Source organism: Streptomyces sp. RG80, assembly GCF_040446465.1.
Taxonomy (GTDB): Bacteria; Actinomycetota; Actinomycetes; order Streptomycetales; family Streptomycetaceae; genus Streptomyces.
This window is the reverse complement of sequence record NZ_JBEAAJ010000004.1, coordinates 235,703-252,793: the sequence shown is the minus strand read 5'-3', so window position 1 is coordinate 252,793 and position 17,091 is coordinate 235,703. Positions and strand designations below refer to the sequence as shown.

Annotated in this window: 16 protein-coding genes; 4 read left to right on the top strand and 12 right to left on the bottom strand. The window is 72.2% G+C overall.

The window, feature by feature from the left end:
* The first annotated feature begins 114 nt into the window (after positions 1–114).
* A complete protein-coding gene (locus ABKA17_RS15250) occupies positions 115–1,143 on the top strand; it encodes an ATP-binding cassette domain-containing protein (protein ID WP_353692567.1) in 1,029 nt (342 codons plus the stop codon).
* Positions 1,140–1,988, top strand: coding sequence for an ABC transporter permease (locus tag ABKA17_RS15245; protein WP_353692566.1), 849 nt, complete (start codon positions 1,140–1,142; stop codon positions 1,986–1,988). Before ABKA17_RS15250 ends, ABKA17_RS15245 begins: the two co-directional genes overlap by 4 nt.
* A 21-nt stretch (positions 1,989–2,009) precedes the next feature.
* Here ABKA17_RS15245 and ABKA17_RS15240 read toward each other — a convergent pair whose 3' ends face one another.
* The 6 genes from ABKA17_RS15240 to pdhA form a co-directional block, all read right to left on the bottom strand.
* Positions 2,010–3,107 carry a potassium channel family protein gene (locus tag ABKA17_RS15240; RefSeq protein WP_353692565.1) on the bottom strand — a complete coding sequence of 366 codons (1,098 nt, stop codon included), beginning with the start codon at positions 3,105–3,107 and terminating at the stop codon, positions 2,010–2,012.
* Complete coding sequence (locus ABKA17_RS15235; RefSeq protein WP_353692564.1) at positions 3,104–4,498, bottom strand: molybdopterin molybdotransferase MoeA; 1,395 nt, start codon at positions 4,496–4,498, stop codon at positions 3,104–3,106. The genes ABKA17_RS15240 and ABKA17_RS15235 overlap by 4 nt, the downstream gene beginning before the upstream one ends.
* On the bottom strand, positions 4,495–5,436 hold the full coding sequence (locus ABKA17_RS15230) for an NTP transferase domain-containing protein (RefSeq protein WP_353692563.1): 942 nt from the start codon (positions 5,434–5,436) through the stop codon (positions 4,495–4,497). The genes ABKA17_RS15235 and ABKA17_RS15230 overlap by 4 nt, the downstream gene beginning before the upstream one ends.
* A 168-nt stretch (positions 5,437–5,604) precedes the next feature.
* Complete coding sequence (locus ABKA17_RS15225; RefSeq protein WP_353692562.1) at positions 5,605–7,050, bottom strand: dihydrolipoamide acetyltransferase family protein; 1,446 nt, start codon at positions 7,048–7,050, stop codon at positions 5,605–5,607.
* Positions 7,050–8,054 carry an alpha-ketoacid dehydrogenase subunit beta gene (locus ABKA17_RS15220; RefSeq protein WP_353692561.1) on the bottom strand — a complete coding sequence of 335 codons (1,005 nt, stop codon included), beginning with the start codon at positions 8,052–8,054 and terminating at the stop codon, positions 7,050–7,052. Before ABKA17_RS15220 ends, ABKA17_RS15225 begins: the two co-directional genes overlap by 1 nt.
* A complete protein-coding gene (gene pdhA / locus ABKA17_RS15215) occupies positions 8,051–9,193 on the bottom strand; it encodes a pyruvate dehydrogenase (acetyl-transferring) E1 component subunit alpha (protein ID WP_353692560.1) in 1,143 nt (380 codons plus the stop codon). The genes ABKA17_RS15220 and pdhA overlap by 4 nt, the downstream gene beginning before the upstream one ends.
* A gap of 190 nt (positions 9,194–9,383) precedes the next feature.
* Between pdhA and ABKA17_RS15210 the strand changes: the two genes are divergently transcribed.
* Positions 9,384–9,869 carry an Lrp/AsnC family transcriptional regulator gene (locus ABKA17_RS15210; RefSeq protein ID WP_353692999.1) on the top strand — a complete coding sequence of 162 codons (486 nt, stop codon included), beginning with the start codon at positions 9,384–9,386 and terminating at the stop codon, positions 9,867–9,869.
* Positions 9,870–9,893: 24 nt separating this feature from the next.
* On the opposite strand, the gene ABKA17_RS15205 is transcribed toward ABKA17_RS15210, so the two are convergent.
* From ABKA17_RS15205 to ABKA17_RS15195, 3 genes are read right to left on the bottom strand one after another with little or no spacing between them, the layout of a single operon-like run.
* Positions 9,894–10,274 (bottom strand): SMI1/KNR4 family protein, encoded by a 381-nt coding sequence (locus ABKA17_RS15205; RefSeq protein ID WP_353692559.1) that lies wholly within the window; start codon positions 10,272–10,274, stop codon positions 9,894–9,896.
* Positions 10,275–10,281: 7 nt separating this feature from the next.
* A complete protein-coding gene (locus ABKA17_RS15200) occupies positions 10,282–10,872 on the bottom strand; it encodes a TetR/AcrR family transcriptional regulator (RefSeq protein ID WP_353692558.1) in 591 nt (196 codons plus the stop codon).
* On the bottom strand, positions 10,869–12,386 hold the full coding sequence (locus ABKA17_RS15195) for a 3-hydroxyacyl-CoA dehydrogenase (protein ID WP_353692557.1): 1,518 nt from the start codon (positions 12,384–12,386) through the stop codon (positions 10,869–10,871). The genes ABKA17_RS15200 and ABKA17_RS15195 overlap by 4 nt, the downstream gene beginning before the upstream one ends.
* Positions 12,387–12,545: 159 nt before the next feature.
* On the opposite strand from ABKA17_RS15195, the gene paaN reads away from it, so the two are divergent.
* Positions 12,546–14,240: a phenylacetic acid degradation protein PaaN gene (gene paaN, locus ABKA17_RS15190; RefSeq protein ID WP_353692556.1), complete on the top strand. Its 1,695-nt coding sequence runs from the start codon at positions 12,546–12,548 to the stop codon at positions 14,238–14,240.
* Here paaN and ABKA17_RS15185 read toward each other — a convergent pair.
* From ABKA17_RS15185 to ABKA17_RS15175, 3 genes are read right to left on the bottom strand one after another with little or no spacing between them, the layout of a single operon-like run.
* Positions 14,237–15,007, bottom strand: a complete 771-nt coding sequence (locus ABKA17_RS15185; protein WP_353692555.1) for a TrmH family RNA methyltransferase — start codon at positions 15,005–15,007, stop codon at positions 14,237–14,239. The genes paaN and ABKA17_RS15185 overlap by 4 nt on opposite strands.
* Positions 15,004–16,224, bottom strand: a complete 1,221-nt coding sequence (locus ABKA17_RS15180; RefSeq protein ID WP_353692554.1) for an HTTM domain-containing protein — start codon at positions 16,222–16,224, stop codon at positions 15,004–15,006. Before ABKA17_RS15180 ends, ABKA17_RS15185 begins: the two co-directional genes overlap by 4 nt.
* Positions 16,221–17,060 (bottom strand): DUF5819 family protein, encoded by an 840-nt coding sequence (locus ABKA17_RS15175; protein ID WP_353692553.1) that lies wholly within the window; start codon positions 17,058–17,060, stop codon positions 16,221–16,223. Before ABKA17_RS15175 ends, ABKA17_RS15180 begins: the two co-directional genes overlap by 4 nt.
* Positions 17,061–17,091 lie beyond the last annotated feature (31 nt).

Sequence of the window (17,091 nt, the reverse complement as noted above, 5' to 3'; positions counted from 1 at the left end):
TCCGATTCCTCAGGAAATCCCTGTGCGGAACCGATGAGTTTGCGCGACCGTAAAGGTCTCCCCATGCGTAGCCCAAGTACGTGTTGACCCAAGCACGCGGAAGGACACCCCACCATGAGCCAGCACACCTCCGGCCTGGCCATCGAGACAGCGGGACTGGTGAAGACGTTCGGCGAGACCCGGGCCGTCGACGGAGTCGACCTCTCCGTCCCGGCCGGCACGGTCTACGGCGTCCTCGGCCCGAACGGCGCCGGCAAGACGACCACCGTGAAGATGCTCGCCACCCTCCTGCGCCCCGACGGCGGCCAGGCCCACGTCTTCGGCCACGACGTCGTCCGCGAGGCCGACGAGGTGCGCGGCCGGGTGAGCCTGACCGGTCAGTACGCCTCCGTCGACGAGGACCTCACCGGCGCCGAGAACCTGATCCTGCTCGCCCGTCTCCTCGGCCACCACAAGAAGGCCGCCCGGGTGCGGGCCGGTCAGCTCCTGGAGGCCTTCGGGCTGACCGAGGCGGCCGCGAAACAGGTCAAGCACTACTCGGGCGGCATGCGACGGCGTATCGACATCGCCGCGTCCATCCTCAACACCCCCGACCTGCTCTTCCTCGACGAGCCGACGACCGGCCTCGACCCGCGCAGCCGCAACCAGGTGTGGGACATCGTGCGCGCGGTCGTCGCCCAGGGCACGACCGTGCTGCTGACCACGCAGTATCTGGACGAGGCCGACCAGCTGGCGTCCCGGATCGCGGTCATCGACCGCGGCAAGGTGATCGCCGAGGGCACCAAGGGCGAGCTCAAGGCGTCCGTCGGCGCCGGGTCCGTCCATCTACGGCTGCGCGATCCGGCCCAGCGGCCGGAGGCCGAGCACGTGCTGCGCCTCGCCCTCGACACGGACGTGACGCTGGAGCCCGATCCGGTGGCACTGACGGCCCGGCTCGGCGGCACGAACAGCGACAGCGCGGCCGAGCAGGCCTCCCGCGCGCTCGCCGAGCTCGCCCGCACCGGCATCACCGTCGACAACTTCTCGCTGGGCCAGCCCAGCCTGGACGAGGTGTTCCTGGCCCTCACCGGACACGACACCCACGACGCGACACACGACGGCACAACCGACGCTCACGACTCGAAGGACGAGGTGGCGGCATGAGCACCGTGACGCAGACCGAGGCCCAGGACCTCGCCCCCGTCAGCGCCGACTCCCTCGCCGCGCTGCTCGTCTCCGGGGAGCGGCCGCCGCGGCCCAGCGCCCTGTCCGCCTCGCTGACCTTCGGCTGGCGGGCGATCCTGAAGATCAAGCACGTGCCGGAGCAGCTCTTCGACGTCACGGCGTTCCCGATCATGATGGTGCTGATGTACACGTACCTGTTCGGGGGCGCCCTGGCCGGGTCCCCGAAGGAGTACATCCAGTTCCTGCTGCCCGGCATCATGGTGATGTCGGTCGTGATGATCACCATGTACACGGGTGTCTCGGTGAACACCGACATCGAGAAGGGCGTCTTCGACCGCTTCCGGACGCTGCCCATCTGGCGGCCGTCGACGATGGTCGGCTATCTGCTCGGCGACGCCCTGCGCTACACGATCGCGTCCGTCGTGATGCTCACCGTCGGCCTGATCCTCGGCTACCGCCCGGACGGCGGAGTCGGCGGCGTGCTCGCCGGGATCGCGCTGCTGATCGTCTTCTCGTTCGCCTTCTCGTGGATCTGGACGATGTTCGGGCTGCTGCTGCGCACCGAGAAGTCGGTCATGGGCGTCAGCATGATGGTGATGTTCCCGCTGACCTTCCTGTCCAACATCTTCGTCGACCCCAAGACCATGCCGGGCTGGCTCCAGGCGTTCGTCAACAACAGCCCCATCACCCATCTGTCCTCGGCCGTGCGCGAGCTGATGGCGGGCGACTGGCCCGCCGACGAGATCGCCTGGTCGCTGGGGTGGGCGGGACTGTTCATCGCGATCTTCGGACCGGTCACGATGCGGCTCTACAACAGGAAATAGCCGTCAGCCCTGCCAGTCCTGTCAGTCCTGGGGAATCGGGCGGACGTCGGGCGCGATCTGCGAGCCCGGCGTCGCCCGCACGATCGTGATCAGCCGGTCCGTCAGCTCCAGCGTGCCGACGGCCGCGTCGTCGTAGCCCAGCACCCGGTGCCCGCGTACGACGCTCACCACCAGGTCCTCCGTCTCCCGCGGCTTCTTGCCCACCTCGGCCTTTATGACCGGCCGTTCGACGATGTCGAGCCCGCTGCCCTGCTGGATGAGGTCCTCCATCACCATGCCGGCGGCGGGGCTGAGCACGGACAGACCGAGGAGCCGGCCGGCGGCGCTGGCGCTGGTGATGACCGCGTCGGCGCCGGACTGCTTCAGCAGCGGCGCGTTCTCCTCCTCGCGCACCGCGGCCACGATCTTGGCGCCCTTGTTGAGCTGCCGGGCCGTCAGCGTCACCAGCACCGCCGTGTCGTCGCGCTGGGTGGCGATGATGATCTTCCGCGCCTTGTGCACCTCGGCCCGCTTGAGCACCTCGCTGCGCGTCGCGTCCCCGACGATCCCGGCGTAGCCCTCGGCGGTCGCCGCGTCGATCACCTTGGAGCTGGGGTCGACCACGACGACCTGCTCCTTCTTCAGCCCGGTCGCACAGACGGTCTGGATCGCCGAGCGCCCCTTCGTGCCGAAGCCGACGACGACGGTGTGGTCGCGCAAGGTGGACCTCCAGCGGTTCAGGCGCCATTCCTCCCGGGTGCGTTCGGTGAGGACCTCGAGCGTGGTGCCGACCAGGATGATCAGGAAGAGCACACGCATGGGTGTGATGACGAAGATGTTGGTGAGCCGGGCGGCGTCGCTGACCGGGGTGATGTCGCCGTATCCGGTGGTGGAGAGAGTGACGGTCGCGTAGTACGCGGCGTCGAGAAGGTCGACGGAGCCGTCGGAGTTGTCGTTGTAGCCGCCGTGGTCGGCGTAGACGATCAGCGCCGTGCCCGCGAGGAGCAGCAGGGCCATGGTGACCCGCTTGGCGACCTGCCGGAACGGGTGCTGCACCACTTTCCGCGGGAGCTTCACCCGATGGGTCACGAGATGCTCGTCCGCCTGGCGGGCGATCGCGTCATGGCCCGGAAGTTTCACGTGAAACACACCTCGATTCCGGCGGACGCCCAGGGCAGGTCGAGCAGTTCCAGCTCCTGACCGGCACGGGCACCACCGGGCGGTACGACCGCCAGCGCGTCGGCCGCCGCGATACCACGCAGCATGGCCGGACCGTTGTAGTGCAGCGGAACGGCACTGTCACCGCGCAGCGCGACGGGGATGAGCCGGGTGTCGTACGGGTGCCCGTGCGCTTCCTCCCGCAGGGGCAGGGCGTACGGCTCCGGGGCGGGGCGGGCCGCGAGCGTCCGCAGCAGCGGTTCGGCGAGGGTGAGCAGTCCGGAGACGGCGGCGAGGGGGTTGCCGGGCAGGCCGACGAGGAGCTGGTTCTCCTTGACGCGGGCCAGCAGCATGGGGTGGCCGGGGCGCACCTTGACGCCGTTGACGAGGAGTTCGGCGCCGATCCGCTTGAGGGTCGGGTGGACGTGGTCGACGGGTCCGGCCGCCGTGCCGCCGGTGGTGACGATCAGGTCGGCGTCGGAGGTGGTGATCGCCTTGTACAGGGCTGCGGCATCGTCCCCGAGCCTGCGTACGGCGACGACCTCGGCGCCGAGTGCGCGCAGCCAGGGCGGCAGCATCGGGCCGAGCGCGTCGCGGATGAGGCCGTCGCGCGGGCGTCCCTCGGTGAGCAACTCGTCGCCGAGGACGAGGACTTCGGCGCGGGGCCGGGGGACCGTGGTGAGTGTGTCGTAGCCGGCGGCCGCGGCGAGTCCGAGGACGGCCGGGGTCACGAGGGTGCCGACGGGCAGGAGTTGGTCACCGCTGCGGCACTCCTGGCCGCGGGGCCGGATGTCCTGACCGTGTCTGGTCTCGCGGGTGGCGTGCAGCCGGCCCTGGCTGTCGGTACGGCCGTGCTCGCTGCGCAGGACCCCGGTGGTGTCCGGGGGGATCCGGGCGCCGGTGGCGATCCGGACGGCCTCGCCGTCGGTGAGCGGCCGCGGCTCCGCGTGCCCGGCCAGGACGCCTTCGTCGCGGACGTCCCAGGGTCCCGGTCCGGCGACCGCCCAGCCGTCCATCGCGGAGGTGTCGAACGAGGGCAGGTCGGTGAGGGCGGTGAGGGGAGCGGCGAGGGTGAGGCCGAGGGCGGCGTCGAGGGGGACGGAGACAGGGGCGCGACGGGCTCCGGCACGGGCGGCACGTCCGGCGAGGGCGCGGGCTTCTGGCCAGGCGGTCGCCCGATGGTGGGCGTCCGGCTCGGCGGCACCAGTGGGTGCGGCGGGCTGCGGCGCGGGCGCCTGGTCGGCGGATGAGCGGCCGCTGTCGCCGTTGCCGTTGCCGTTGCCACGACCGTGGTCGCCGTTCACGAGGGCTAGTACCTCCTCGACGTCCAGATCCTCGACGTCCTCGGCGTCCGCGCCGGTCCGGGCCGTCATCCGGCGTCCGTGTCGGGCTTGGACCCGGCCTGGGCGCCGGGGGCGTCCTCCTCGGACCAGCCGAGCGCGAGGTCGGCGGCCCTGCGGGCGAGTTCGGCCACCTTCTCCGGGCCTCCCCCGGCCTGTGCGGCCGCGTAGCCGACGAGGAAGGTGGTCAGCGGCGCCGCCGGCCTGGCCACGTTGTGGGCGGCGTCGCGGGCGAGGTCGAGCAGAACGCCGGTGTCGACGTCGAGTTCGATGCCCAACTCGTCCTTGACTGCGGAAATCCATTCATCCAACACGTGCCCATGCTCCCTGATACGTGCCCTGGCGGCGGCGATGTCGTCCCAGGTGTCGCAGTCGAACGACGCGACGGGATCCGGGACCCGGGTGAGGTGCAGACCTGCGGTGAGGCGACGAAGGGGGAGCCCGGCGAGACCGACGCGACCGACGTGCTCGGCTGCACCGGGGGCGGGGCCCTTGGCCGGGCTGGGGGCGGCCGACGCCGCGGTCTCCCGGGCCGCGAGCGTGGCCAGTTCGCGGCGTAGGGCGGACGCGCGGTACGCGGCGACGAGGGGCTGGTCGCGGCCCTCGGCGTCGGTGAGCAGCGCGCCGTCGGCGCCGGTGGTGCGCAGGGCGGTCAGCAGGTGCCGGACGGTGTCCGCCGTGAGGAACGGCAGGTCGGCGGAGAGGACCACGACGTCCGGCGCGGTGGTGAGGCGCAGTCCCGCGCCCAGCGCGGCCACCGGGCCGCCGCCGGGTAGGTCCTCGCGGGCCCAGGTCACGGGTCGTGCGGTGGGGCGGGGGTCGGCGACGACGACGGTCGTCCGCGCGTCGGCGCAGGCCGCCAGGACCCGGTCGAGCAGCGCCCGGCCGCCCACCCGCACCCCCGGTTTGTCGGCACCGCCGAGCCGCCGGGCGGCACCCCCGGCGAGCACGACGACGTCGTATGCGGTCACCCCCCGAGTATGCGTGCCGTGGCGATCACAGGGAACGCAGGGGAGGGCGTGCAATCAGTGCATGTACGGCCCGCGGGATCCGGACTTGTGCGCTCCGGACCCAGGGTGCCGGGCCCGCGGAGCCAGCGGTGCCGGGTCCGCGGAGCCAGGGCCGCTGGGCCCCTGGGATCAGAGGGTCCGCAGCAGCACCGCCGGCTGTTCCACGCAGTCCGCCACGTACCGCAGGAAGCCGCCGGCCGTGCCGCCGTCGCAGACCCGGTGGTCGAAGGTGAGCGACAGCTGGACGACCTGCCGTACCGCCAGCTCGCCCTCGTGCACCCACGGCTTGGGGATGATGCGGCCGACGCCGAGCATCGCGGCCTCGGGGTGGTTGATGATCGGGGTGGAGCCGTCGACGCCGAACACTCCGTAGTTGTTCAACGTGAAGGTCCCGCCGGTGAGTTCCCCCGGCGTCAGCCTCCCGGTCCGGGCCGCCTCGGTCAGCCGCGCGAACTCCGCGGTCAGCGACTCGGCATCGCGCGCATGCGCGTCCCGGACCACCGGCACCACGAGCCCGCGCTCGGTCTGCGCGGCGAAGCCGATGTGCACCTGGTCGAGCTGGACGACCTCCCTGGCCGCCATGTCGACCGTGGAGTTGAGCTCGGGGAACCGGCCGAGGGCGGCCGTGCAGATCCGGGCCAGAAGGGCGAGGAGGGAGATCTTCGGCCCCCCGGCCGCGTTCATGGCGGCGCGTGCCCGCATGAGCTCCGTGGCGTCGGCGTCCACCCAGCAGGTCGCGTCGGGGATCTCACGCCGGCTGCGGGAGAGCTTGTCGGCGACGGCGCCGCGGATCCCCTTGAGGGGGGTGCGGATGCCTCCGGCGGTCGCGGCCGCGGGGGGCTCGGTGACGGTCGGAGCGGGCGCGTGGCGTTCCTGTGCGGCGGCCGCACGCAGCGCGTACTCGACGTCGGCCCGCAGGATCAGCCCCTCGGGCCCGGAACCGGTCAACTCCCGCAGGTCGAGGCCGTTCTCGCGGGCCAGCCTGCGCACGAGGGGCGAGATCACGGGCACGGGGCCCTCCACGACCTCACGGACCACGGACCGCCCGTTCGCCACACCAGACACCCCGGACGCCGCAGACACCCCAGACGCCCGAGGCGCCGCAGACGCCCCAGGTGAGGCGGGCGCCCCAGGCATCCGCTGCCCCGGCCGTACCCTGCGCCGCCGCGCGGGCGCCTCGGACGTGCCGTAGCCCACGAGGACGTTCCCGGAGCCCTCGCTCTTCCCGGTGGCACTCTCGCCCGTCCGGACCGAGCCCTCGGCGCAGCCGTGGCCGGAGCGGTCGTCGGAGCCCTTGTCCGAGCCGTGGCCGGAGCCGTCGGCGACCGGCGCCCCCACCGCCACCGTGATCAGCGGCGCCCCCACGGGAAGCTCCGTGCCCTCCTCGCCGTACCGGGCCGTGACGACTCCGCCGTACGGACAGGGCACCTCGACCATCGCCTTGGCGGTCTCGACCTCGACGACGGGCTGGTCGACGGCGACCACGTCGCCGACCTCCACCAGCCAGCGCACGATCTCCGCCTCGGTGAGCCCCTCCCCGAGGTCGGGGAGCTTGAACTCCAGCACCTGTGCCATCAGCCCTCGGCCTCCCACTGAAGACGCCCCACGGCGTCCAGGATCCGGTCCACGCCGGGCAGGTGGTGACGCTCCAGCATCGGCGGCGGGTAGGGGATGTCGAACCCGGCCACGCGCAGCACCGGTGCCTCCAGGTGGTGGAAGCAGCGCTCCGTGACGCGGGCCGCGATCTCCCCGCCCGGGCCGCCGAACCCGCCCGACTCGTGCACGACGACCGCGCGCCCGGTCCGCCGTACCGACGCGCAGACCGTCTCGTCGTCGAACGGCACCAGCGAGCGCAGATCGACGACTTCGAGGTCCCAGCCCTCGGCCCGGGCCGCCTCGGCGGCTTCGAGGCACACGGGTACGGACGGCCCGTACGTGATCAGCGTGGCGCTCCGCCCCGAGCGCCGCACGACCGCGCGGCCTATCGGTTCAACGTCCGTCGGGTGGTCCGGGTTCCAGGAGTCCTTCGACCAGTACAGGCGCTTGGGTTCGAGGAAGACGACCGGGTCGTCGGAGGCGATGGCGGCGCGCAGCAGCCCGTAGGCGTCGGCGACGGTGGCGGGCGTGACGACATGGAGCCCCGGAGTCGCCATGTAGTACGCCTCGGAGGAGTCGCTGTGGTGCTCGACGCCGCCGATGCCGCCGCCGTAGGGGACGCGGACGGTGATCGGCAGCGGCATCGCGCCGCGCGTGCGGTTGCGCATGCGGGCGACATGGCTGATGAGCTGCTCGAACGCGGGGTAGGCGAACGCGTCGAACTGCATCTCCACGACCGGCCTGAGCCCGTACATGGCCATGCCGACCGCGGTGCCGAGGATGCCGGCCTCGGCGAGCGGGGTGTCGGTGCAGCGGTCCTCGCCGAACTCCTTGGCGAGGCCGTCGGTGACCCGGAAGACGCCACCGAGGGTGCCGACGTCCTCGCCCATGACGTGCACGGTCGGGTCGGCGGCCATCGCGTCGCGCATCGCGCGCGTGAGGGCCTGCGCCATGGTGGCGGGCTTCACCGCGACGGTGGTCATGGAGTCTCCCCCTCGGCTTCCGACTCGGCTTCCAGCTCGGCCCGCAGCTGGGCCCGCTGCTCGCGCAGTTGCTCGGTCGGCTCGGTGTAGACGTGGGCGAACAGGTCCATCGGGTCGAGCTCCGGGTCCTGGTTCATGTGCGCGCGCAGGTCGGCGGCCATGGCCTCGGCGGCGTCCCGCGCGGCCTGTATGCCGGCGTCGTCGATGAGGCCGCGCTCGGTGAGCTCGTGCTCCAGGAGCTCGATCGGGTCGTGCCGGCGCCAGGTCTCGACCTCGGCGTCACCGCGGTAGCGGGTCGCGTCGTCGGCGTTGGTGTGGGCCTCGACGCGGTAGGTGATCGCCTCGACGAGCGTGGGGCCACCGCCCTCCCGCGCGCGGCGTACGGCGGCGGCGAGGACCTCGTGCACGGCGGCCGCGTCGTTGCCGTCGACCAGGCGGCCGGGCATGCCGTAGCCGACGGCCTTGTGGGCCAGCGACGGGGCCGCGGTCTGCTTGGCGAGCGGGACGGAGATCGCGAAGCCGTTGTTCTGGACCAGGAAGACGACCGGTGCCTGCCAGACGGCGGCGAAGTTCAGCGCCTCGTGGAAGTCGCCCTCGCTGGTGCCGCCGTCGCCGACCATGGCGAGCGCGACCACGTCGTCGCCCTTGAGGCGGGCGGCGTGGGCGAGACCCACGGCGTGCGGGAGCTGGGTGGCGAGCGGGGTGCACAGCGGGGCGATCCGGTGCTCGCGCGGGTCGTAGCCGGTGTGCCAGTCGCCGCGCAGCAGGGTCAGCGCCTGGACGGGGTCGAGGCCCCGGGCGACGGCGGCGAGGGTGTCGCGGTAGCTCGGGAAGAGCCAGTCGCGCTCCTGGAGCACCAGCGCGGCGGCGACCTCGCAGGCCTCCTGGCCGGTGCTGGAGGGGTAGACGGCGAGGCGGCCCTGCTTGGTGAGGGCGGTGGCCTGCGCGTTGTACCGACGACCGCGCACCAGCTCGGCGTAGAGGCGGCGCAGCAGGCCCGGGTCGGCCTTGCCCGCCGCCTCCGTGCCGAGCACGCGGTACGGCTCCGCGTCCGGCAGCAGCGGCGCGGGGTCGGTACGGGGCTGCCAGGCGGGCGGCGGCGATGGCCGGTACGCGCCCCGCTGCTCCATGACCGTCATGACGGCACCTCCTCGTGGGAGCGGCTTCAGACGCGTCACGGGTTGTGATGCGCCTCACCTACCGATTGTTCGGTCGTCGGCACATTTTGGCTACAGGCACCCTCAGGCTGTGGACAAACGGTTCTCCACAGCCTGCAATGAACGCAGTACGTCCATGGTAGGGAGGCGGGGGGACATGGCACCTGAACAAATGGCCGAAGGCCCGGACGGCGGCCGCCCGCTGCCGCCCCCTCGCCCCCTCGACGCCATCGACGAGGACATCCTCAAGATGCTCCAGGCGGACGGCCGCGCGTCGATAAGGTCGGTGGCCGAACGCGTGCACGTCTCGCGCGCCAACGCCTACGCGCGTATCAACCGGCTCGTCGAGGACGGCGTGATCCGCGGTTTCGGCGCCCGCGTCGACCACGAACGCGCCGGTCAGGGCACGTCGGCGTACATCACCCTGAAGATCGTCCAGAACACCTGGCGCACGGTCCGCGAACAGCTCATCCAGCTGCCCGGCGCCTCCCACATCGCCCTGGTCGGCGGCGACTTCGACGTCCTGCTCCTCGTCCACACCCCCGACAACAGGGCCCTGCGCGAACTGGTCCTCACCCGCCTCCAGGCGATCCCGGAAGTCCTCAGCACACGCACGCTGCTGGTCTTCGAGGACGAGGACCTGGAGCCGCAGGGCTGAGGATCTGGGGCCGCGAGCCGAGGGTCAGTCGTCGAAGGTCCAGCCGGTCTCGGGGAACCGTTCCAGCAGGGCGGACAGCGAACGCGCCTGAGGGAGGGCGGAGGACCAGTCCGGGGCCGAGACGTCGAGCAGGACGAGGGTCGGCGGATCCTGCCGGAAATCGTAGGTGAGGAACTCCCGGCTGCCGTCGCCGCCGATGACGACGCCCCCGGGGAAACGGTTCTGGATCCCGCCCGCCTCGTTGACGGGGACGAGCTCCTCGACCGGGTTGATCACGAGGTAGTCGTCCGCGGGCGGGACGAAGCGGCTCATGCTCCCCTCCGCGGCCAGGAAGTCCCGGTAGTCCTGGGGAAAGCGGACGCCGAAGCGGCGCTCGGCCCGCGCGAGGGCGTCGTCGGCGCTCACGCCCCGGTCAGCCGGCCCTGCGCAGCCCCGAGAACACCAACAGCGTGACCGCGTCCGCCACTTCGCGCTCGCTCATGCCCCGTCCGTCGGGCCGGTACCACTCCACGATGGAGTTGATCATCCCGAAGACCAGCCGGGTCGCGAGCCGCACCTCCACGTCACCGCGCACGTCGCCCTCGGCGGCCGCCGCCTTCAGCAGCTCGGCGACCCGGTGGTCGAAGTCGCGGCGCCGCTCCAGCGCCCAGCGCTCGGTACCGGTGTTGCCGCGGACGCGCAGCAGCAGGGTGACGTAGGGCAGTTCGGTGATCAGCACCTCGACCATGCGCCGGACGACGTACTCCAGGCGCTCGGCGGCGTGCCCCACGCGCGCGTGCTCCTCGTCGAGGATGCCGAAGAGCCCGTCCAGCGCGCGGCTGACCGCTCTGCGCAGCAGCTCCTCCTTGCCGGCCACGTGGTGGTAGATCGAGGACTTGGAGATGCCGGCCGCCTTGGAGAGGTGCTCCATGGAGGTGCCGTCGTAGCCGCGCTCGTTGAAGACCTGGACCGCGACGGACAGCAGCGTCTCCGGGGTGTACGTGTCGCGCTTGGCGGTGGTCATGAGGTGCTGCCCTCCCTCTTGTCGGTGGCGTACGCGTGCCGGTACAGCGCGAGGGAGGGGGCGTAGCGGCCGCTGGGGTCGCGCAGGTGGAGGTCGTCGAGGAGCGCGTAGGCCCAGTTGCGGCCCAGCTTGCGGCTCCATTCGAAGGGGCCCAGCGGGTAGTTGACGCCGAGCCGCATCGCGGTGTCGATGTCCTCCTCCGTCGCCACGCCCTTGGCGACCGCGTCGTGGGCGAGGTCGACGATCCGGGCGACCGTGCGGGCGACGATCATGCCGGGCACGTCCCCGATGACGCTGACGTCCTTGCCGAGCGCCTGGAAGAGCCCGATGGCCTCGCTCAGGGTCTGCGGGGCGGTGTCCTGGGAGGCGGACACGGCGACACGGGTGGCGCGGCGGTAGTCGAGCGCGAGGTCGAAGTAGACGACGTCCCGGAACTCCACGGAGGTCTGGCCGTCGGCGAGCGCCAGCTGACCGCCGCTCGGCAGCACCAGCCGGGTGCCGTGGTCCTCGTCGTCCTCGCGCACCGCGATGCCCGCCTCGCGGATCAGGGCGAGCAGTTCGGCCGCGGGGCCGAGGTCGCCCTCGACGACGACGTACGCGGGCGCCTGCGCCGGTTCCGCGGTGTGCGGCTCGGCGGGCTCGGCGTCGGGTCCGTGTTCGTACCAGCCGTGCCCGCTCTTGCGGCCGAGCCGGCCCGACTCCACCAGGCGCCGCTGGGCGAGCGAGGGCGCGAAGCGGACGTCCTGGAAGAAGGACCGCCACACCGACTGCGTGACGGACTCGTTGACGTCCTGTCCGATGAGGTCGGTGAGTTCGAAGGCGCCCATCTTGAAGCCGCCGCACTCGCGCAGCACCGCGTCGATGGTCGCGGGGTCGGCGCCCTGGGCCTCGTACACGGCGAAGGCCTCGGCGTAGTACGGCCGGGCGATGCGGTTGACGATGAAGCCGGGGGTGTCGGCGCAGGCGACCGGTGTCTTGCCCCAGGCGCGTGCGGTCTCGTACGCGCGCGTGGCCGAGGTGACGTCGGTGGCGAACCCGGAGACGACCTCGACGAGCGGCAGCAGCGGTGCGGGGTTGAAGAAGTGCAGGCCCACCAGGCGGCCCGGGTTGCGCAGGGCGCCGCCGATGGCGGTCACCGACAGGGACGAGGTGTTGGTGGCGAGCAGACAGTCCTCGCCGACGACGTCCTCCAGCTGCCGGAACAGGTCCTGCTTGACGTCCAGCCGCTCCATGACGGCCTCGACGACCAGGGCGCAGTCCGCGAGGTCGGCGAGGCTCCCGGCGGCCGTGAGACGCGCGCGTGCCGCGTCCCGGTCGGCGCCGGTGAGACGATCCTTCTCGACGAGCCGGTCGAGCCGGGCGCCGATCGCGTCGGCCGCTTCCCGGGCGCGCCCGGGGGCGACGTCGTACAGCAGTACGGGGTGGCCGGCGACCAGCGCGACCTGGGCGATGCCCTGGCCCATGGTGCCGGTGCCGACGACGGCCACGGGGCTGCTGAGGTCGAGTGCTGTCATGTGCGCGATCCTCCCGCACGGGGTTTTCCACAGATGCGGCGGACCCCCTTGTCCCGACCGATCGTTCGGTTACTCTAACCCTGTCTGGCTGTTCCTGCCCAGGTTTCGCCCAGGTCATGAGCTCGACGAAGAGTTCACAAGACGAGGAGTTGGTCCCGCATGGCCGCCGCCGAACTGACCGCCCACGAGCTGATCGCCAAGCACCGGCCCACCCTCGACCAGGCGCTGGAGGCGATCCGCACCCGCGCGTACTGGTCCCCGCATCCCGAGCATCCGAAGGCCTACGGCGAGGGCGGCAGCCTGGACGCGGCCGCGGGCAAGGCCGCCTTCGACGCCCTCCTGGGCACCCGCCTCGACCTCGGTCAGCCCGGTACCGACGGCTTCGTGGGCGGTGAGGTGTCGCCGTACGGCATCGAGCTGGGCGTCGAGTACCCGCACGCGGACGTGGACGTGCTGCTGCCCGCGATGAAGGCGGGCCAGAAGGCCTGGCGGGACGCGGGCGCGGAGATCCGCGCGATGGTCTGTGTGGAGATCCTCAAGCGGATCAGCGACCGGACGCACGAGTTCGCGCACGCGGTCATGCACACCTCCGGCCAGGCCTTCATGATGGCGTTCCAGGCGGGCGGCCCGCACGCGCAGGACCGCGGCCTGGAGGCGGTGGCGTACGCCTACGTGGAGCAGGTCCGCACGCCCGACACCGCGGAGTGGAGCAAGCCGCAGGGCAAGCGCGACCCGCTGGCGCTCACCAAGGAGTTCACGCCGGTCCCGCGCGGTATCGGCCTGGTCATCGGCTGCAACACCTTCCCGACCTGGAACGGCTATCCGGGCCTGTTCGCGTCGCTGGCCACCGGCAACGCGGTCCTGGTCAAGCCGCACCCGCGCGCGGTGCTGCCGCTCGCGCTCACGGTCCAGGTCGCGCGCGAGGTCCTCGGCCAGGCCGGCTTCGACCCCAACCTGGTCGCGCTGGCCGCCGAGCGCCCGGGCGAGGGCATCGCCAAGACGCTCGCGACACACCCGGAGATCCGGATCATCGACTACACGGGCTCCACGGCCTTCGGTGACTGGCTGGAGGCCAACGCCCGCCAGGCGCAGGTCTACACGGAGAAGGCCGGCGTCAACACGGTGCTCGTCGACTCGACGTCGAACTACAAGGGCATGCTCTCCAACCTGGCCTTCTCGCTGTCGCTCTACAGCGGCCAGATGTGCACGACCCCGCAGAACTTCCTGATCCCCCGCGACGGCATCCGCACCGACGAGGGCCCGCGCACCTACGACGAGGTCGTCGCGGACCTCGCCCGCTCGGTCGACGGCCTGCTCGGCGACGACGCGCGCGCGAACGCGCTGCTGGGCGCGATCGTGAACCCCGATGTGAAGGCACGTCTGGAGGCGGCTGCGGGGCTGGGCGAAGTCGCCCTCGCCTCACGGGAGATCAGCAACCCCGAGTTCCCGGACGCGGTCGTCCGTACGCCCGTCGTCGTCAAGCTGGACGGCGCCAAGCCGGACGACGAGGCCGCCTACATGAGCGAGTGCTTCGGCCCGGTGTCCTTCGCCGTCGCCGTCGACTCCTCTGCCGACGCCGTGGAGCTGCTGCGGCGCACCATCCGCGAGAAGGGCGCGATGACGGTCGGCGCGTACACGACCGACGACGAGGTCGAGCGGTCCGTGCAGGAGGTCTGCCTGGAGGAGGCGGCCCAGCTGTCGCTGAACCTCACCGGCGGGGTGTACGTCAACCAGACCGCCGCGTTCTCCGACTTCCACGGCTCGGGCGGCAACCCGGCGGCGAACGCCGCGCTGTGCGACGGGGCGTTCGTGGCGAACCGCTTCCGGGTGGTCGAGGTACGCCGGGAGGCCTAGAGCCCGACCGGCGGGGCCGGGTCCTGGACGCCGCCCTCCAGGCTCCAGTGATACAGCGTCATCGCCACGCTGGTGGCGAGGTTGTAGCTGGAGACCTGGGGGCGCATCGGCAGGGACAGCAGATGGTCGGCACGCGCGCGTAGGTCTGCGGACAGGCCGCTGCGCTCCGACCCGAACGCGAGGACGGCGTCGTCCGGGAGCTTGGTGCCCCGGATGTCGTCGCCCTCCGCGTCGAAGGCGAACACCGGGCCCGGCGGCAGCTCGTCGACGGACAGCCGCTCCACGGCGGTCGCGAAGTGCAGCCCGGCCCCGCCCCGGACGACCGTGGGATGCCAGGGGTCGAGCGTCCCGGTGGTGACCACGCCGGTCGCCCCGAAGCCCGCCGCCAGCCGGATCACGGCGCCGGCGTTGCCGAGGTTGCGCGGCTGGTCGAGGACGACCACCGGGGCGGTGCGCGGCAGCCGCGCCAGCCGCTCCAGATGCGCCGCGCGGGAGGGCCGTACGGCCAGGGCGGCGACCGCGGTCGGATGCGGGCGCGGCACGAGCGAGGCGTACGTCGACTCCGGGACCTCGGTCAGCAGCGCGTCCAGCGCCCCGGTCACGTCGGGGGCGAGCTCGGCGGCGAGGGCGAGGGTGGCGGCCCGGTCGGTGGTGACCGCGACCGGGATCTCGGCTCCGAAGCGCACCGCGTGCTTGAGGGCGTGGAAGCCGTCGAGCAGCACGGAGAAGTCGGCGAGCCTGTGCCACGGTCCGGCGGGGTCGGTCATGCCGTGAAGCCTACGTGCGTGCCCTCGGCGCTCCCCGGCGCGCACGGCTCCGGCACCGGCGTACCGCCCTTGCCCCGCCCCGCCCGAATGCGTTCACGCACGCGTGCCGCCCGTTCGCCGAGGCGGCGCAGGAACGGCGTCGGCAGGAAGACCGCGTCGGCGGCGATCATCGCCAGCGAGAAGAACGGCAGTCCGAGGACGACCGCGATCACCGCGTGCTCGGTCATCATGGCCGCCAGCAGGACGTTCTTGACCCGCCGGTTGAACAGGGTGAACGGGAAGGCGACCTGGACCAGCACCGTCCCGTAGGTCACGAGCAGCACCATGGTGGCGCTGGAGGAGAGCACGTCGGCGAGCGCGGGCCACGGCGAGAAGTAGTCCAGGTGCAGGGGGTAGTAGACGGCGGTGCCGTCCTGCCAGCGCGAGCCCTGGATCTTGTACCAGCCGGCCGTCGCGTAGATCAGACAGGCCTCGGCCATGATCACCAGAAGGGCGCCGTTGTGCACGATGTCGGTGATCACGTCGAGCAGGATCCGCGGCTGGTCCGTCCGCGCCAGCCGCCCCACCGCCCACCGCACACCGAGGCACAGCCACACGCCCCACAGCAGCGCGGGGACGAACGGATCGCCCTCCAGCAGCCGGCCCGCCCCGGTCACCGCGACCAGCGCCGACCCGAGCACGATCCACAGGACCGGCCCGACCCGGTCCACGACCCGCTCCCCACGCGCGCGTGCCGCCCGCTCGCGCCGCTGTCTGCGGGCGTCCAGCGACCAGACCTGGCCGCAGCGCGTGAAGACGAGGTAGACGCACATCAGGTGCAGGACGTTGTCGCCACCGTCGCCCATGAAGATGGAACGGTTCTGGAGCGAGAGCACGCCGACCATGAAGAGCACCGACATGGTGCGCGTCCGCCAGCCCAGCAGCAGCAGGAGGCTCGACAGCACGGCGAGGCCGTAGACGATCTCGAACCAGATCCGGCCGTCCGTCCACATCAGCGCCGTGAAGGCGCCGTTGCCCGCGATCAGCTGCTCGGCGAGGTCCCAGCTCCACGGGCCGTCGGGGCCGTACAACTCGTGGCGGTGCGGCAGCTCGCGCAGCAGGAACAGCAGCCAGGTCGCGCTGAAGCCGATCCTGACCACGGCGCTCTGGTACGGGCCGAGCGCCGACCCGGTGACGCGGGCGATGCCGGTCGAGAGCGACAGGGTGAAGCGGTTCACCGGTCACCTCCCGGCAGGTCGGCCGGCGTGACCGACCACCAGGGCAGCTCACGGTAGACCGGCTGGTCGGAGACCTGCTCCTGGCTCCACTTCGGCGGTCGCACATTGGTGGTGCGGGAGCGCACCTGCACCCGCTCGATGCTTCCGTCGGTCCCGGCCGCGCCGTCCCGGTCCAGGCGCATCACCACGATGCGCCGCAGATACGACTCGGACAGGGCGCCGCGCAGCCCGACAGGGCGGTTGTCGGCGCCGTGCGTGGCGCCGAAGAAGTCCCACGCGCGGCGCAGCTCGTTCTGCTGGGTGTGGCTGGGCAGCAGATTGCCGTCGATGGCCCGGCCGTCCTCGGCGGACAGGTCGTACCAGCCGGTGGTGCGCACCGTGCCGTTCGCGTGGAGGACCTGGGCGCGCACCTGGACCGCGATGTTCTGCTGGAGGGGGTTCGGCGCGAACAGCTTCCAGTTCTGCTCGAACTCCGGGTAGATCCAGGCGTCGATCGCCCTGCCGTGCTGCTTGGTGACCGCGTTCGCCGGCGCGACGTGCAGGAAGGTCATCCCGAGATGCACGCAGACGGTGACCGCCACGATCGCGAGCGCGAGCGCGGCACCGATCTGATAGCGCAGGGTGAGGGCGGCCACACCGGCGCGGGGTTCGGCGCCGGGGTTGGGTGGCGGCTGCGGTGGAGGCAGCGTCGACAGGCGCTCGTACGACGGCGGGATCACGTCGGACGACGCGTCGGCGCCGGGCGGGGCGGCCCGCGACCCGGCGCCGTCCTGCGGCGCCCTCGGCTCGTCGGCCGGCCCGTGCCGGGCGTCCGAGCCTGTGCCGTGCGCGTCCATTCCGCCCCGTTTCCCGATGTTCCGTCCGTGT

Excerpts from the sequence above, each read along its gene's own strand:
- ABKA17_RS15250 (WP_353692567.1), top strand. The coding sequence starts at position 115 with ATGAGCCAGCACACCTCCGGCCTGGCCATCGAGACAGCGGGACTGGTG.
- ABKA17_RS15245 (WP_353692566.1), top strand. The coding sequence starts at position 1,140 with ATGAGCACCGTGACGCAGACCGAGGCCCAGGACCTCGCCCCCGTCAGC.
- ABKA17_RS15235 (WP_353692564.1), bottom strand. The coding sequence starts at position 4,498 with ATGACGGCCCGGACCGGCGCGGACGCCGAGGACGTCGAGGATCTGGAC.
- ABKA17_RS15225 (WP_353692562.1), bottom strand. The coding sequence starts at position 7,050 with ATGGCACAGGTGCTGGAGTTCAAGCTCCCCGACCTCGGGGAGGGGCTC.
- ABKA17_RS15220 (WP_353692561.1), bottom strand. The coding sequence starts at position 8,054 with ATGACCACCGTCGCGGTGAAGCCCGCCACCATGGCGCAGGCCCTCACG.
- pdhA (WP_353692560.1), bottom strand. The coding sequence starts at position 9,193 with ATGACGGTCATGGAGCAGCGGGGCGCGTACCGGCCATCGCCGCCGCCC.
- ABKA17_RS15210 (WP_353692999.1), top strand. The coding sequence starts at position 9,384 with ATGGCCGAAGGCCCGGACGGCGGCCGCCCGCTGCCGCCCCCTCGCCCC.
- ABKA17_RS15200 (WP_353692558.1), bottom strand. The coding sequence starts at position 10,872 with ATGACCACCGCCAAGCGCGACACGTACACCCCGGAGACGCTGCTGTCC.
- ABKA17_RS15195 (WP_353692557.1), bottom strand. The coding sequence starts at position 12,386 with ATGACAGCACTCGACCTCAGCAGCCCCGTGGCCGTCGTCGGCACCGGC.
- paaN (WP_353692556.1), top strand. The coding sequence starts at position 12,546 with ATGGCCGCCGCCGAACTGACCGCCCACGAGCTGATCGCCAAGCACCGG.
- ABKA17_RS15185 (WP_353692555.1), bottom strand. The coding sequence starts at position 15,007 with ATGACCGACCCCGCCGGACCGTGGCACAGGCTCGCCGACTTCTCCGTG.
- ABKA17_RS15175 (WP_353692553.1), bottom strand. The coding sequence starts at position 17,060 with ATGGACGCGCACGGCACAGGCTCGGACGCCCGGCACGGGCCGGCCGAC.